The sequence below is a fragment of the Nonomuraea soli genome (assembly GCF_013761175.1).
In the GTDB taxonomy this organism is placed as follows: Bacteria; Actinomycetota; Actinomycetes; order Streptosporangiales; family Streptosporangiaceae; genus Nonomuraea; species Nonomuraea soli.
Window position 1 is genome coordinate 265,741 of the sequence record NZ_JACDUR010000002.1, and the last position, 14,463, is coordinate 280,203.

Consider the following 14,463-nt stretch of genomic DNA (forward strand, 5'->3'; position numbering starts at 1 on the left):
TCTCTTTCTGCCACCCCGACTCACCGCTGACATGCGGACGATCCACCGGCGGCGACACTCCGTCAAGGAGAGGTAACTGTGGCGATGTCGACCTCTTGCGGGCAGGAGGTTGCAGGAAATGTCCCGTTATTTGCGGTATGGCGGGAGAAGCGGCGTTGACCGGCAAAACGTCAGACGATTACGGTGGCGGGGTGACAGCACCAGGCCCCGTGGCGGTCCGGCTCACGGCCGTCGCCGCCGACCGGCCCTTCCTCATCCCCGGCTCTACCACCCCGGTCGGCCTGGCCGAGCTCGGCGGCGGCGCGATGCTCGTGCGCTTCCCGCCCGGCTGGAGCCGTCCGGAGAAGGGGCACTACCTGGCGGGGGAGGAGTTCGTGCTCCTCGACGGGGAGCTGCACGTGTCGGGTCGCCGCTACCGTCCGGGCGACTACGCCTGGCTGCCCGCGCGCACGCCCCGCGCCGCCAGCGCGACACCGGACGGCGCCCTCGCCGTCGCCTGGTTCGACGCGCCGCCCCGCTGGGTGGCGGGCGAGGGCGAGCCGCCCGCAGAAGGCTGCCTGCACGTGAGGCTCGCCGAGGCCGACGTCCCGCCGGGCGGGCTCGCCCTGGGCCGTGCGACCCGGCTTCTCGACCACCCTCCGGCGCAGCCGGCGCAGACGCTCACCGTCGGCGACTGGCGCTGGTCACCGCGCGACACCGGCCCGCCGGAAGGGGGCCGCACCCTGGTACGGCACGGCTGACGCGGGCCGTGCCGGAGCCTCCCTCAGTGCTCCCGCAGCAGGCTGCCCGCGCCGTACACCGGGTCGGTGATCCCGCTGTCGCGCAGGGCCATCCACCACGTGGCCGCGTTGATGGCGATCACCGGCTTGCCCAGCCACCGCTCGGCCTCATCGGCCAGCCGCACCATCGACAGGTTCGTGCCGCACTGCACCAGCGCGTCGACCTCGGCGGAGTTCACCTCGAGCAGGGCGGCGCGCAACTCGTCCTCGCCCACGTGGGCGATCGACACCGCGGTGGGGCACTTGAGCCCCTTGATCGCGACGACGTCGAAGCCGATCTCGGAGAAGAACCTGACCACGTTCTCGTCGCCGACCGGCTGGTAGGGGGTGACCACGCCGATCCTGCGCGCGCCGTACAGCTTCAGTGCCCGCTCGCAGGCCTCGGCGCCGGTGGCGACCCGCAGGCCGGTGATGGCGTTGATCTGGCTGACGAACTGCCGGTTGCCTTCGACGCCGCCCCAGAAGGTCTCGGCGGACATGCCCATCACCATGGAGTCGGGCTCGCAGGTCAGCACCCGCTCGCAGGCCGCGCCGATCTCGGAGCGGATCTGCTCCAGCAGGCGCTCCATGCCCTCGTCGCCGTCCATGTTCTGGTCGCGGATGTGGATGCGGCCGAAGTGCGCGGTCACGCCGGGCACGGTCATCCGGTAGAAGTCGGGCTCGACGATCGTGTTGGTGGAGGGCGCGATGACGCCCAGCTTGGCGCGCCAGCCGAGCGCGTCGGTCACGGGAGCACCTTCCTCTTGGTGAAGGGGGCGGAGGCGAAGCGGGCCATGACCTTGCGGCGGGTCAGCCACCGCACGTGCGCGCCGTTGGTCCTGCGCTCCACGGCCTGGACGGCCAGCCAGGGCGTGACGGTCTCGACGCGGTCGGCCAGGATGTCGAAGATCTTGCGCGACTGCGGGGTCAGGTCGCGCACCAGCAGGTCGGTGACGACCATGCCGGGGCTGAGCAGCCCGACGGAGACGCCCGCGGGCACCTCCTTGGCCAGCGCCTTCGTCAGCGTCGTCAGGGCGCTCTTGGTCGCGCCGTAGACGGAGATGCCCGCGACGGCCCGGCCGTCGCTGCCCAGGCCCTCCATGTTCCACACGTGCCCGTGCCCCTGGGCGGCCATGCCGGCGAGCGCGACCGCGCAGCCGTTGATCACCCCCAGCAGGTTGACCGCGACCACCCGCTCGGCCTGCAGCCGGTCGAGCTCCCACAGCGGGAGCCGGTCGTGGGTGATGCCGGCGTTGTTGATCCAGACGTCGACCTGGCCGTGCTCCTTGACGGCCGCGTCCCAGGCCGCCTGGACCTGGTCGCGGTCGCTGACGTCGCAGGTGGCGCTGCCGAAGGCGACGACCGTGTGCCCCATCGCGGTGAACTGCCCGGCCAGGCCGCGGCCGATGCCGCGGGTGCCGCCGGTTATGACGATGACCATGTGAGCACTCCGTGAATCACCTCGTCGAGACGGTTGCCGGCGAAGACCTCGTAGACGACGGCGAGCATGGATCCGGCGCCCATGCCGGGCGCGGCGTCCATCATGAACTCGCGGCCGTGCACCCTGCGGGCGCCGCCGAGGTGCAGCACCGGGTAGCTCGCCCTGCCGTACGCCTGGGCGTTGCCCCACACCTGCGGGCCCTCGTAGAAGGAGCGGAAGCCGTCGCGCCGCACCTCGGTCGTGTACGGCTCGCCCAGCGTCATCCGGTGCCTGGCGCGCAGCAGGTCGACGGGCTCGACCTCGATGGAGACGTCGAGGGTGCCGCGCGGCTTCTGGTCGGCGCCGTACACCTCGCACACGCCGGAGTAGGCGCCCGCCGCCTTGGTCGGCAGGATGTACGGCACCGGCCCGTTGGTGGTCTCGGCGGCCAGCCACTCGTCGACCAGGGCGGCGTCGCGGGTGTAGAGGCCGTTGAAGCAGCCCACGATCGCGGGTCCCTGCGACAGCAGCGAGGAGTAGACCTGGGTGTCGCCGATCGTCTGGTTCCAGGTGTTGAGCCCGACCTGCCAGCCGGGCCCGTAGTAGTGGGCGTCCACGAAGGCGCCGTAGGGCCGGCCGCTGCCGTGGAAGTCGGGCCCGGTGTAGAGCCGGTCGGCGTCGGAGTCGACCACGCCGAAGGCGAACGGCGCGCCCAGGCGGAAACGCCCGGCCAGCGGGCCGCCGCCGGTCAGGCCGCCGTCCATGACGTAGGTGGTCGTGCCGTCCTCGAAGATCGACGAGCGGCGGATGTCCTCGTATCCCTGCCAGGTGCCGGTGGCGTCGAACAACGACGGCCTGCCGACCCATTCGCCCTGGATACGCTGCTGCCACTGGCTGGGCTTCACCGCAGCAGCTCCCCACGCACCCGCTCGGCCTGCTCCTGGCCGAGCAGGCGGGTGACCTGCAGCCAGACCGGGTCGACGTCGGGCGAGAACAGGTTGGCGCGGTTGACCAGGTCGCGTTCGGCCAGGTCGCGTTCGGCCAGGTCGCCTCCGGCCTCGGGCACGCCGCGGTCGAGCAGGTCGAGCCAGTGGTCGAGGTAGGCGTCGACGGTCGGCCCGAGCTTGGCGAAGGCCTCCTCGGTGGCGCGGCACACCAGCATCCACGGCGACATCATGGCCCGCTGGCGTGGTCCCACGGCGGCGGGGGACAGGCCGTCGAGCTGCCAGGCCTGCTCCAGGTGCGTCGTGAGCGGCAGGAAGCAGGCGTCGAGGTAGGCCAGGTTGACCGCCAGCTCCGCCCGGGGGATCAGGTCGAGGTGCATGGCGTGGTAGTCGGCCGAGGCCACCGCGTCCAGCGTGAAGTGCGGCACGGCGGAGCCAGGGGGCGTGAACACGAAGATCATGTGGCTGTCGAGGCCGATCGGCGCGACCACCAGGCCCACCGTGACGACCTTGACCCCGTCGTCGCCGCCACGCAGGACGCGCAGGCGCCCGACCGGATGCGGTGACATCGGTGAGGTCAGCGGCACGTCCTCGGACGCGGCCAGGCCCAGGGCGGCGCTCAGCCGCTCCAGGGTGCGCTCACTCAGCGCTTCCGGCAGGCTCATCTCGTTCTCCTCGGGCCTTGTGCACCCAGGCACGGGCCAGGTCGGGGTTGTCGCGGCGGGCGGGTGAGGCGATCACGGTGGCCTGGCGGCGCGGCACGTCGCCGGTGACGATGTCGTCGCCGTCGACCCACCAGCCCTGGTCGATCAGCTGCTGACGCCGCCTGCGGTAGGCCACCTGCAGCGCGTCGCTGCGGATGTGGAGCTCGGCGGCCAGGTCGAAGGGCAGCAGCTCGGGCCGCTGCGACTCGACCACGGGCCGGTCCTGCTCGAAGATCTTCTGGATGCGTTTGACGGCGTTGCCGTCGGCCCACTTGCCGGTGAAGAAGTTGCGGTAGCCCACGATCTTCACCAGGGTGCGCTCCTGGCTGAGCGGGATGTTGTAGTCGTAGAGGATCAGGTCGCCGAACGGCAGGCGCACGTGCAGCTTGACGATGTTGGGCAGGTACCAGCCGTTGGTGACGACGACGTGCTCCGGCCTCGGCCGGCGCCTGGCCAGCGCGCCCCACAGGCCCTTGGGCAGCGGCGGGCTGAGCAGGATGTCGGCCTCGGCCTGCCACTCCTTCTGGGTCACCTCGAAGTCGGGGATCTCCGGCTTGTCGGGGTTGCCGAAGGCGGTCCCGTGCACGAACGGGGTGTGCGCGGCGTCGACGACGTTCTCCATCGTGCGCTCGTAGTTGGCCTCGACCGTGGTCTCCCAGTAGACGGCGCGGAAGGCCGGGTCGTCGTGCTCGGGGATGTGCGGGATCGGCGGCCGCTCCTGCTCGGGCAGGTCGCCCAGGAAGGCCCAGACCATGCCGTAGCGCTCCACCACCGGGTAGGCGTCGACCCTGGCCTTCTTCGGGATGCCCCGGCCGGGCGGGTTGGCCGGGATCTTCACGCAGGCGCCGTCGCCTTCGTACTCCCAGCCGTGGTAGGGGCAGGTGATGCGGTCGTCGGTGAGCGTTCCCATCGACAACGCGCCGCCCCGGTGCACGCACAGGTCGGACAGGCACGCCACCTGGCCGTCGCGCCTGCGCCAGACCACGAAGTCCTGTCCGAGGCAGGTGACCTTGCGCGGCCTGTGCTGCACCGCGTGGCTGAACTCGACGGCGTACCAGAAGTTCTTCAGCATGGGCTCTCCTACCGGCGTCGCGAGGCACCCGGGAGGCTGTGGGCCTCGCCGTACAGGTGTGTTCGCAGGAACGCCGTGATGAGTTGCGCGATCTCCGAACGTGGTTCGGTCTCGGGTTCCAGGTCCAGGAAGGCCCTGGCCGCCGTCGGGTCGACCGGGTCGGCGACGGCGAAGTGGTTGGCGCCCTCGAACAGCGCCAGCACGTGCTGCCCGTCGCGGTCGGTGAGGGCTTCCTCGAACGTGCGGGTCACCGGGTCGGAGGCGTGCCGCCGCTCGCCGTAGCGGTCGGCGCTGCCCATGATGACCCCGTCGCGGGTGCCGCCCACCAGCAGGACCGGGCAGTCGACCTGCGCGGGCAGGACCGTGCCGGCCGGCCAGCCGAGCATCGTGGCCACCATGGTGTGGGCGCCGTAGGCGAAGACCGCCTTGACCTGCGGGAAGTGCCTGGCCGACTGCAGCACGACCGAGCCGCCGGCCGAGTGGCCGCCGAGCGCCACCCTGTCGAGGTCCAGCGCGCCCTTCAGCAGGGGGATCCGCTCCAGCGACGACAGGATCGAGCCGATCGCCGGGCAGGTCGGGCGCGTGCCGTACCACTCGGGCGTCGCCGCCTCCAGGTCCACGCCGGGCGTCAGCCCGTACTCGCCACCGAACAGCTCGGCCACCCGGTCGAAGGTCACGCAGACGAACCCCGCCCGCGCGACCTCGGTGGCCAGCCAGCGGTAGGAGTCCTGGCCGACGTTGATGCCCGACACGAACAGCACGACCGGGTAGGGCCCGCCGTCCGGCGCGGCCGTGCCGGTGAGCCTGCCCGGCTCCCGCGCCGGGTAGTAGACCTTCAGGTGGGCGGTGCCGAACGGCGGCTCGCCTCCTGTGTCGGCCGCCCACCACAGCGACCTGATCACGACGGCCTCGGCAGCGTGCGGTCGCCGCCCCACAGGGCCCGCACCAGCTGGTCGGTGAGCTCCTGGCCGAAGAAGCGCACGCCCATGACGTTGGCCGGGTCGCGCTCGGCGATGTTGCGCCGGATGGCGAGGTCGGTCGCGGCCAGTGCCGGGCGCTCCGCCTCCGGCACCGGTTCTGCCTCGTCCACCCAGCGCAGCCACTGTTCCACCTTCGCACGCGTCACCTGGCGCACCACCTCCAGGTTGGGCTGGGTGCGCGGGAAGGAGTAGCAGTGGGCGGTGGGCGACAGGCTGGCCCTGATGAAGCCCGAGCGGCTGGTGAACCAGGTGAAGTCGGGGTTCTCCTCGCGGAAGGACACCCAGGAGGCGTCCTGCTCCGCGTAGTGGCGGTCGAAGTAGCCGCCGTCCTCGACCAGGTTCACCCGCGGCAGGTGGTCGACGTAGAACCAGCCCTCGGGCCACACCAGCAGCGCGATGCCCAGGTGCGGCACCCTGACCTGCGGCCCGAGCCACACCGTCAGGTGCAGGTTGGCGAAGCTGGCCTTCGGGTTGCCCAGCCAGGAGTGGACCATCCAGTCGACCTCGGGCCCGCTGTAGGCCTCCAGGCTGCCGCCCGGACCGTCAGGGCTGCCGTAACTGTCGAGGCTGCAGGGGTCGCGCTCCACCCGGAACCTGGCGTCGATCATGGCCTTGAGGTCGGCCAGGATGCCGCGTAGCTGCTCGAAGGTCTGCGTGACGTCGATGACCGGAGAGTCGTCGAGCATCTGCTCGACATGCTGGAGCGTCTCCTTCACCCGTGCACCTCTGTTTCATTCACTGGAACGCTGTTTCCTTTCAGCAGCATGTCGCGAAACGGTGGCCGCTGTCCAGAGCCCGGCCAGCATGACGGCCTCGCCCAGGTTGCCGAGGATCGGCACGACCACGCCCGCTCCCGAGGCCACGAGCAGGAACAGCGCCGAGAGGAACAACCACGGCGAGCCGTGCCTGCGCCAGGTCGCCACCCCCGCGGCCAGCAGCACGGCCGTGGTGATCAGGGCCGCCACCGGCGGCGACGACTCGGCCGAGACGTAGCGCAGGGTGCCCGCCCAAGCGCGCGGCTCCAGACGCAGGTCCGCCAGGGCCACCGTGTCGACGACGATCAGCGCCGCCGCCACGATCCAGGCGGTGCGCACCAGCACGCCGTGGAGCATCGCCGCGTAGACGATGAGGAGCGGCGTCAGCGCCGCGTGGATGGCGAACCTGGCGAAGTTGAGCGACTCCCCGGCGCTCAGGGCGATGATCGCGCAGTCGGCGGCGATCCCCAGCCCGACGATTCCCGGGATCCACGCCTTGCGGGAGAGCAGCAGCAGGGCGAGCCCGGCCTGGACGCAGGCCAGCGCGCCGTACACCAGCGGCATCACGGCTCGTAGTCCACGACGGCGCGGGCGGCCAGGCGCGGGCGCAGCCAGCCGGCCAGTTCCAGGTGGGCGGGGTGCTCCTGGTAGCCGCGCAGCGCCTCCAGCGAGTCGTGGGTGGTCGTCATGCACAGGTCGTAGGAGACGGGGGAGCCGACGACGTCGAGCCCGACGTGGATGGCGGCGATCTGCGGCACCGCGCCCTCCAGTGATTCCAGCAGGTCCTTGGCCGTCGCGGCGTCGGCGGGGTCGGTGAACTTCATCAGGACGACGTGGGTGAGCACCGGGGGCCTCCTCTGGACGTTTGTGCCGGAATCCTAAAGAATGGAAACAGAGTTTCACCAGACGTAACGTGGAGGCCATGTGGTCCGGGTCGCAGCAGCCCAGTTCGAGGTCGGCACCGACAGCGCGGCCAACCTCGCGTCCTGCCTCCGAGCGATCGACGCCGCCGCCTCGCAGGGCGCCGCGCTGGTCGTCCTGCCGGAGTTCTGCAACCACCTGTCCTGGTACGAAAGCCGCGAACAGGCCAGGGAGCGGGCGTGCAGGCACGACGACGCCTTCCTGACGGCGATCGCCCGGCGTGCCGCCGGCCACGCGATCCACGTCAAGATCGGCGTGACGCTCGCCCGCGACGACGGCCGCACCACCGGCGCCTCCCTCCTGTACGGCCCCGACGGCACGCTGCTGGGCGAGGCCGACAAGCAGATCCTCATGGGCGCCGAGAACGACCACCTCGACCGGGGCGTGAGCGCCGGTCCCGTCGTGCGGACGGCGCTCGGGCGCCTGGGCCTGTACGCGTGTATGGAGGGCGTCATCAACGAGGTCACCAGAGGGCTCGCGCTGCGCGGGGCCCAGGTGCTGCTCAACAGCCTCAACTCCTTCGCCACCGACGAGGCGTCGCTGCACATCCCGGTGCGCGCCGCCGAGAACAAGGTGTGGGTGGTGGCCGCCAACAAGGTCGGGCCGCTGATCCCCGCCGACCGGCTCGACGCCGTCAGCGCCGGGCTCAAGGTGCCGCCGCAGTGGCTGCACGGGGCGGGGGAGAGCCAGATCGTCGCGCCCGACGGCACCGTGGTCGCCAAGGCGCCCCGCGAGGGCGAGGCCGTCGTCGTGGCCGACATCGACCCCGGCGCGGCCGACGCCGCGCGGGCACGCCTGTTCGCCACGCGCCGCCCGGAACGTTACGGCCCCGTCGCCGAGCGCCCCCGCGGACGCCGCGCCCCCGCAGGAGCGCCGTCGTTGAAGGTCGCGGTGGTACGAGGGGACGCGGCCTCGGTACGGCAGGCGGCGCAGGAGGGCGCGCGGCTCATCGTGCTGCCCGAGGGGTCACCCGTGTCGGAGACGGAGGCACGCCTGGCCGTGAGCGGCACCGGCGCCCACGCGGTCACCGGCGGCGGGGCCCTGGTGGGCGAGGACGGCGCGACACCGCCCCCGGACCCCTCCTGCCCCGTCCACGAGCTCCCCTGGGGCCGGCTGGCGATCATCGCGGGCGACGCGGCCAGGCATCCCGAGGAGTTCCGCCTGGCCGCCCTGGCCGACGCCGACGTGGTGGCCGTGCCCTTCACCCCGCGCGAGTCCTGGGAGCTCCGCCTCGGCCTGCTGGAACGATCGGCGGAGAACCGGCTGAACGTCGTCGCCGCGGGCGGAGAGGGCCCCGACGGCCAGGCCGGCGCCATCCTCGGCCTGCCCGCCGACTTCACCCTCTGGACCGCCTGGCAGGGACCCTTCACCGGCCGCATCAGCCACCCCATCGTCACCGAGGTGAAGAACGGCGACACCATCGTGCACGCCGAGATCTGGCCCGCCCGCGCGGTCAACCGGCACGTGTCACGCGGCACCGACCTGGTCGACGGCCGCCCCTGGTCGCTGTGCGAGGCGCTCGTGGCTCAGAGCGGGTAGGCGCCGGGCGCCGATCCGGCACCGCCCGCACGGAAGGCGGCGGGCGCGTGCACGACACCGCTCTGGACGTACTCCAGCATGCCCTCCTCGCCGTACTCACGCCCGTAGCCGCTGCGCTTGACCCCTCCGAAGGGGGCGCGCAGCGACATCCCGGTCCTGTTGTGGGTGTTGACGAACACGAAGCCCGCCTCGACGCGCCCGGCCACCGCGAAGGCCCGCTCCTCGTCGGCCGACCAGACCGAGGCCGCCAGACCGAGCTCGCCCGCGTTCGCCCTGGCCAGGAGCTCCTCCTCGGTGTCGTACACGAGCAGCGGCACCGCGGGGCCGAACTGCTCCTCACGCACCAGCGGCGCGTCCTCCGGCACCTCGGTCACCAGGACAGGGGTCACGAAATATCCGGCGTCGAGGTCGCCGATGGCCCGCCCGAGCCGCAACGCCGTGCCTCCCCTGCGCTCCGCGTCGGCCACCAGCGCCTTGATGCGCTCCCGTGCCTCGGCCGAGACGACAGGCCCCATCGTGACACCCGGGGCCAGGGGATCGCCCACCGCCAGCACCCGCGAGGCCGCCGCCAGGTAGGCCCCGGCGAACTCCCCGGCACGCGAGCGCGGCACGTAGAGCCGCTTGGCCGCCATGCACACCTGACCGCTCGTGGCGAAGGAGGCCATGACCAGGCGCTCGTAGCCCGGCTCCGACAGCTCGAAGTCCGGCAGGAACAACGCGGGGTCGTTGCCGCCCAGCTCCATCACCGACGGGGTCAGCATGCCGCCCGCCGCCGCCGCGATCTGCCGCCCCGCCGCCTCGCCGCCGGTGAAGGCCACCTTGCGGACCAGCGCGTGGCCGACCAGCGCCCGCCCGGTTCCCGCCCCGCCGTGCACCACCTCCGTGGCCGGCAGCGCCGCCGCCACCTCGCTCACCGCCATCGGCGCCAGCGGCGAGGGCTTCAGCACGACGGCGTTGCCCGCCACCAGGGCGGGGACGAGCTTAAGCAGCGCCAGGATGACGGGGGCGTTCCATGGGGTCAGGCAGGCCACCACGCCGTACGGCAGGCGTCGCACGAGCAGGCGTCCGGCCGCGTCGTCCAGCTCGACGGGCGCCAGGACCCGGGGGGCCTGGTCGCACACCCATCGGGCATAGGTCAGGGCGAAGGCGATCTCGCCCCGGCAGTCGGGGAGCGGCTTGCCGGACTCGCGCGCGAGCAGGACGGCCAGCTCGTCGTGGCGCTCCTCGATCGCATCGGTGGCCGCGCGCAGGGCGGTGATCCGCCGGCCGAGGGAGAGCGCCGCCCAGTCGTGCCGGGCGTCCTCCGCGCGCCGCACGGCGGCATCGACCGCCTCGGGGGAGGAGACGGGCTTGCGCCCGACGATCTCGGTGACGCGGGCGGGGTTCTCCCTGACGATCACGAGGTCCCCGCCCGAGCCCCGGGCCCCACTCCGGTCGGCGGTTCCGTCCCCGCTCTCGTCGCCGCTCCGGTCGCCGTCCCCGTTCCCGCCCCCCTCGCCGTCGCCGATTCCGTCGCGGCTCCCCCTCCCGTTTCTCTGAGCGAGTCGATCAGGCAGGCCCGCAGCAGGTAGGCGCGCGCCTTGCCGGGATCCGCGGCCAGGGCGCGAAGCTCGGCGTGGTGGGCCGCGGGGTCGGCGGACCGCATCCGCTCCCAGTTCCCGTGGCTGATCGTCCGGACGTGCCCGATCGCCACCTCCCGCCGCCGCGCCGCGACCCCGTCGACCCCGTCGACCCCTGCGGGGTCGCCGAGCAAGGCGCGAGCCATCAGCACGGCGTCGTGGATGCCGCTGTTCATCCCCAGCCCGCCCAGCGGATTGTTGACGTGCGCCGCGTCCCCCGCCAGCAGCACCCGCCCGTGACGGAACCGCGCCGCCACCCGCTGGTGCACCCGATACAGCGAGGCGTGCGCCAGCGCCCAGTCCCGGCCGGGATCGGCCACCGCCCGGAGCCGCCCGGGCAGCCTCCCCAGCTCCTCGGCGTCGGAGCTGCCCCCAGGTGTGGGCAGCAGCACCCGCCAGTGGTCGGGCGTGCGCAGCACCACCAGCCACTCACCGGGATCGAACACGTAGTTGATCGGCTCCAGCCCTGGCAGCAGCGCCGCCACGTCCTCCTCGACCGAGGCGACCAGGAATCGCTCCGGATACGTCAGGCCCTCGAACGCGATGCCCAGGCTCCGCCGTACCGCCGAGTGCGCGCCGTCCGCGCCGATCAGCCACCGCGCCGTGTGACGACCGCCTCCGGCCGTCACCACCACCCCTCCCGCGTGCGCGAGCACGTCGGTGACGCGGCGGCCGAACAGCACCCGCCCGCCGTGCCGTACCAGCTCCTCCATCAGGATCGGCGTGAGCTTGCTCTGCTCGCACTGCACGCGGAACGGGTACGGCGTGTCGCCGGCGAGCACGCCCAGATCCAGCACGGCGATCGGCCCCGTGGCCCGGTCGCGATACTGGAAGGTGCGCGCGACCAGCCCCCTGTCCATGAGCCGGTCGAGGACGCCCAGCCCGGCCAGCATCTCCAGCGTCGGCGGGTGGAAGGTCGAGGCGCGCGACTCGGCGGCCAGTCCCGGCCCCGCCTCCAGCACGGTGACCGACGCCCCGCCCCTGGCCAGGGTCAGCGCGGCGGCGAGCCCGACCGGCCCGGCCCCGGCCACGAGCACGTCGCTCATGACCGCCCCTCGACGCCGACGACGCGCGCGCCGGTGAAGAACAGGATGGTCTCGGTGGTCCCCTCCTCGCCCAGCCCGGAAAGCCCCCACGCGGGGCGCGGGGTGAGCAGGTGCAGGCTCATCACGCTCGACCCGTTGACCTTGACCTCGCCGGCCCGCACCCGTCGGGCGAGCGCCAGGGCCCGCTCCTCGTCGGCGCCGACGACGTAGCCCTCCAGCCCGTACGGCGTGGCGTTGGCGAGGCCGACGGCCTCCTCGACGGTGTCGTACGGCACGACCGAGGCGACCGGGCCGAAGATCTCGTCAGGCAGGTCGGCGCCGGTGATGAGCGTGGGCGCGAGGAAGCTGCCATTGCCGGGCATGATGCCGTACGGCACGGCGTGACCGCCCGCACGGGCGGTCTCGGCGCGCACCCGCTCCCGATGCAGGGAGTGCACCAGCGGCCCGTAGTCGGTCTCCGGGGCGAGCGGGTCCCCGACACGCAGCGCCCGCAGCCGTTCGCCGGTCGCCTCCACCACCTCGTCCAGCAGCGGGCGGGGCACGATGAGGCGTCCGAGTGCGCGGCACCACTGGCCGTTGAGCGTCGTCAGCAGCTCGGTGGCGGCGTGGGCGATCCGCTCCACGTCCGCGTCGGGCATGGCGACCAGCGGGTTGTTGCCGCCCAGCTCCAGCTGGGCGGGACGCAGCTGGGCGGCGCAGGCCGCGGCCACCGCGCGGCCGCCGGCCAGGCCGCCGGTGAAGGACACGGCACGGACGCGGGGATCCGCCGCCAGCAGCGCCCCGGTGCGGGCGTCGCCGTGCACCAGCTGGAAGACGCCCGGCGGCAGCACCTCGTTCAGCACCTCGGCCAGGAGCTGCGTGCCGTACGGGGCGAACTCGCTGACCTTGAGGATCACCGGGCAGCCGGCGGCCAGGGCGCTGGCCGCCTTGTGCGCGGCCATCGGCGCGGGGGCGTTCCACGGCACCAGGCACAACGCCGGGCCGAGCGCAAGCCGGTGCACCTCGACGCCGTCACGCTCCGACAGCAGCAGCCCGGCACGCAGCTGCGCGGCCGCCAGCGGGAAGGCGCCGTGCACGATGAAGCCGAGCGGGGTCGTCTGGCGGATCGGGACGCCGGTCGCGAACGCCTCCAGCGCCACGATCTCGGCCACCCGCCCGGCCAGCGCCGCGCCCGCGTCGTCGAGGAGCGCGGCGCGTTCCTCGACGGAGGTGGCGGCCCAGCCCGGCGCGGCCCGCTCGGCGGCGGCCAGCGCCGCCTCCACGCGGGCGCCGGACGAGCCGAGCGCGCGGACGACGGGCTCGCCGGTGGCGGGGTACTCCAGGTCGAAGCCGAGGTCCTCGGTGGCCGCGGCCCACACGCCGCCGACCAGGTCGGCGGCCGGCCCCACCACCAGCGGCGGCTTGCCACTCACGGGGCCGCTCACGGCCGTTCCGCCGTCGTGAACAGCTCGTTCTCCTTGGCCTGCGTCACCATCTGGGCCACCTCCAGCCTTCCGCGCTCGGCGGGGAAGGTCATCACCAGCCCCATCGCCAGGTCACGCAGCGCCCGGCCCACGACGCCGCCCATCATGGCACCGCTCGTCCCCGACGCCTTGAACGCCCCCAGCGCCACCTGGAAGCACGCCTCCGTCACCGACCCCTTGCCCATGCGCCACTGGCGGAAGACCTCGGGCTTGGGCCGCAGCGGAGGCTGCGACGTCTCCAGATCCAGCTGCCGCCGCACCCACAGGTAGGCGGTCTCCAGGTTCACCGACATCTCGCCGATGAGCTGCTGGTGCATGGGGGAGGAGGCGATCGGCCGCCCGGTGTCGGCGAACGTCCTGCGCGTCAGCTGCCCCACCACCTCGTCGAAGACGTTCTGCGCGCACCCCGTGTACACGGCGGCGATGGCCAGCTGGTTGCCGACGAAACTGCCGCGGCTCATGCGCAGCATCCGCGTGAACGCGCCGGGAATCGTCAGCGCCTCCTCCTCCGGGATGAAGACGCCGTCGAGCCTGATGCCGTTGTTGGCGGTGGCGCGCATGCCGAGCCCGTCCCAGGCGGCCCTGGTGGAGACCCCTGGAGCGTCGCGTGGCACGAAGAAGGTGGCCAGCCCCTCGGCCGTCTCGTGGCCCTCCAGTTTGGCCGTGGTCAGGTAGTAGTCGGCCACGCCGGTCGCGCAGCCGAACGACTTCTCGCCGTCCAGCACCCAGCCTCCGTCCGTACGGCGGGCGGTGGTGGCGATCGTGATGTTGGCGGCCGAGCTCTTGACCGACTCCGAGGCGAAGTTGGCCAGCCACACCCCCGACCCCATCCGGTCCAGCACCTTCGCGGCGAAGGCGCGCACCGGCGGGATCTCCTCCTCGTCGAAGAGCCCCGCCTCGATCGCCTCCAGCGGAAGCAGGCCGCGGGAGGCGCTGGTGTTGTGGAAGAAGTACGCCAGCGCGGTCGACGGGCAGGCGGTACCCATGGCGAACGTGGCCGCCGCCAGGTCCCGCAGGGTCCCGCCGAGCCCGCCGTGCTCGTGCGGCACCACCAGGCCGAGCAGCCCCGCCTCGCGCAGCAACGCCACGTGCTCGACGGGGAAGTCGCCCTCCGCGTCGGCCCGTTCCGCGGCGGCGCGCAGCGCGGGCAGCACGGACTCGACCCGTTCCGCTCTGGCCCGCTCGGCCTCACTCATGTCGTCGAGGAGGCGCTCGCCTGTCAACTGGTCAGCCACGGGTGGT

At 72.9% G+C, this 14,463-nt stretch carries 15 protein-coding genes; 2 read left to right on the forward strand and 13 right to left on the reverse strand.

The features are described 5' to 3' along the window. Positions 1 to 191: 191 nt before the first annotated feature. A complete protein-coding gene (locus HNR30_RS08440) occupies positions 192 to 740 on the forward strand; it encodes a cupin domain-containing protein (RefSeq protein WP_181609188.1) in 549 nt (182 codons plus the stop codon). 23 nt (positions 741 to 763) lie between these two features. Here HNR30_RS08440 and HNR30_RS08445 read toward each other — a convergent pair whose 3' ends face one another. From HNR30_RS08445 to HNR30_RS08485, 9 genes are read right to left on the reverse strand one after another with little or no spacing between them, the layout of a single operon-like run. Then, positions 764 to 1,507: a maleate cis-trans isomerase family protein gene (locus HNR30_RS08445; protein ID WP_181609189.1), complete on the reverse strand. Its 744-nt coding sequence runs from the start codon at positions 1,505 to 1,507 to the stop codon at positions 764 to 766. Beyond that, positions 1,504 to 2,199 (reverse strand): SDR family NAD(P)-dependent oxidoreductase, encoded by a 696-nt coding sequence (locus tag HNR30_RS08450; RefSeq protein ID WP_181609190.1) that lies wholly within the window; start codon positions 2,197 to 2,199, stop codon positions 1,504 to 1,506. The genes HNR30_RS08445 and HNR30_RS08450 overlap by 4 nt, the downstream gene beginning before the upstream one ends. Beyond that, positions 2,184 to 3,083: a hypothetical protein gene (locus HNR30_RS08455; RefSeq protein WP_181609191.1), complete on the reverse strand. Its 900-nt coding sequence runs from the start codon at positions 3,081 to 3,083 to the stop codon at positions 2,184 to 2,186. Before HNR30_RS08455 ends, HNR30_RS08450 begins: the two co-directional genes overlap by 16 nt. Continuing rightward, on the reverse strand, positions 3,080 to 3,787 hold the full coding sequence (locus tag HNR30_RS08460) for a hypothetical protein (RefSeq protein WP_181609192.1): 708 nt from the start codon (positions 3,785 to 3,787) through the stop codon (positions 3,080 to 3,082). The genes HNR30_RS08455 and HNR30_RS08460 overlap by 4 nt, the downstream gene beginning before the upstream one ends. Beyond that, positions 3,762 to 4,898, reverse strand: coding sequence for an aromatic ring-hydroxylating dioxygenase subunit alpha (locus tag HNR30_RS08465; RefSeq protein WP_181609193.1), 1,137 nt, complete (start codon positions 4,896 to 4,898; stop codon positions 3,762 to 3,764). The genes HNR30_RS08460 and HNR30_RS08465 overlap by 26 nt, the downstream gene beginning before the upstream one ends. 8 nt (positions 4,899 to 4,906) lie before the next feature. After that, positions 4,907 to 5,800 carry an alpha/beta hydrolase family protein gene (locus HNR30_RS08470; protein ID WP_181609194.1) on the reverse strand — a complete coding sequence of 298 codons (894 nt, stop codon included), beginning with the start codon at positions 5,798 to 5,800 and terminating at the stop codon, positions 4,907 to 4,909. Beyond that, positions 5,797 to 6,594, reverse strand: a complete 798-nt coding sequence (locus tag HNR30_RS08475; RefSeq protein WP_181609195.1) for an oxidoreductase — start codon at positions 6,592 to 6,594, stop codon at positions 5,797 to 5,799. Before HNR30_RS08475 ends, HNR30_RS08470 begins: the two co-directional genes overlap by 4 nt. Before the next feature lie 15 nt (positions 6,595 to 6,609). Further along, positions 6,610 to 7,200, reverse strand: coding sequence for a hypothetical protein (locus HNR30_RS08480; protein WP_181609196.1), 591 nt, complete (start codon positions 7,198 to 7,200; stop codon positions 6,610 to 6,612). After that, positions 7,197 to 7,478: a Dabb family protein gene (locus HNR30_RS08485; protein ID WP_181609197.1), complete on the reverse strand. Its 282-nt coding sequence runs from the start codon at positions 7,476 to 7,478 to the stop codon at positions 7,197 to 7,199. The genes HNR30_RS08480 and HNR30_RS08485 overlap by 4 nt, the downstream gene beginning before the upstream one ends. Positions 7,479 to 7,557: 79 nt before the next feature. Between HNR30_RS08485 and HNR30_RS08490 the strand changes: the two genes are divergently transcribed. Next, the gene (locus tag HNR30_RS08490; protein WP_181609198.1) at positions 7,558 to 9,093 is read left to right on the forward strand and encodes a carbon-nitrogen hydrolase family protein; all 1,536 of its coding nucleotides are present in this window, start codon (positions 7,558 to 7,560) and stop codon (positions 9,091 to 9,093) included. Here HNR30_RS08490 and HNR30_RS08495 read toward each other — a convergent pair. Genes HNR30_RS08495 through HNR30_RS08510 form a run of 4 tightly spaced genes read right to left on the reverse strand, consistent with a single transcriptional unit; the run spans position 9,081 to position 14,456 of the window. Beyond that, positions 9,081 to 10,493 (reverse strand): aldehyde dehydrogenase family protein, encoded by a 1,413-nt coding sequence (locus tag HNR30_RS08495; protein WP_181609199.1) that lies wholly within the window; start codon positions 10,491 to 10,493, stop codon positions 9,081 to 9,083. The genes HNR30_RS08490 and HNR30_RS08495 overlap by 13 nt on opposite strands. Then, on the reverse strand, positions 10,490 to 11,758 hold the full coding sequence (locus HNR30_RS08500) for an FAD-dependent oxidoreductase (RefSeq protein ID WP_181609200.1): 1,269 nt from the start codon (positions 11,756 to 11,758) through the stop codon (positions 10,490 to 10,492). Before HNR30_RS08500 ends, HNR30_RS08495 begins: the two co-directional genes overlap by 4 nt. Next, positions 11,755 to 13,182, reverse strand: coding sequence for an aldehyde dehydrogenase family protein (locus HNR30_RS08505; protein ID WP_312894289.1), 1,428 nt, complete (start codon positions 13,180 to 13,182; stop codon positions 11,755 to 11,757). The genes HNR30_RS08500 and HNR30_RS08505 overlap by 4 nt, the downstream gene beginning before the upstream one ends. Then, positions 13,179 to 14,456, reverse strand: a complete 1,278-nt coding sequence (locus HNR30_RS08510; protein ID WP_312894290.1) for an acyl-CoA dehydrogenase family protein — start codon at positions 14,454 to 14,456, stop codon at positions 13,179 to 13,181. The genes HNR30_RS08505 and HNR30_RS08510 overlap by 4 nt, the downstream gene beginning before the upstream one ends. Positions 14,457 to 14,463: the final 7 nt, after the last annotated feature.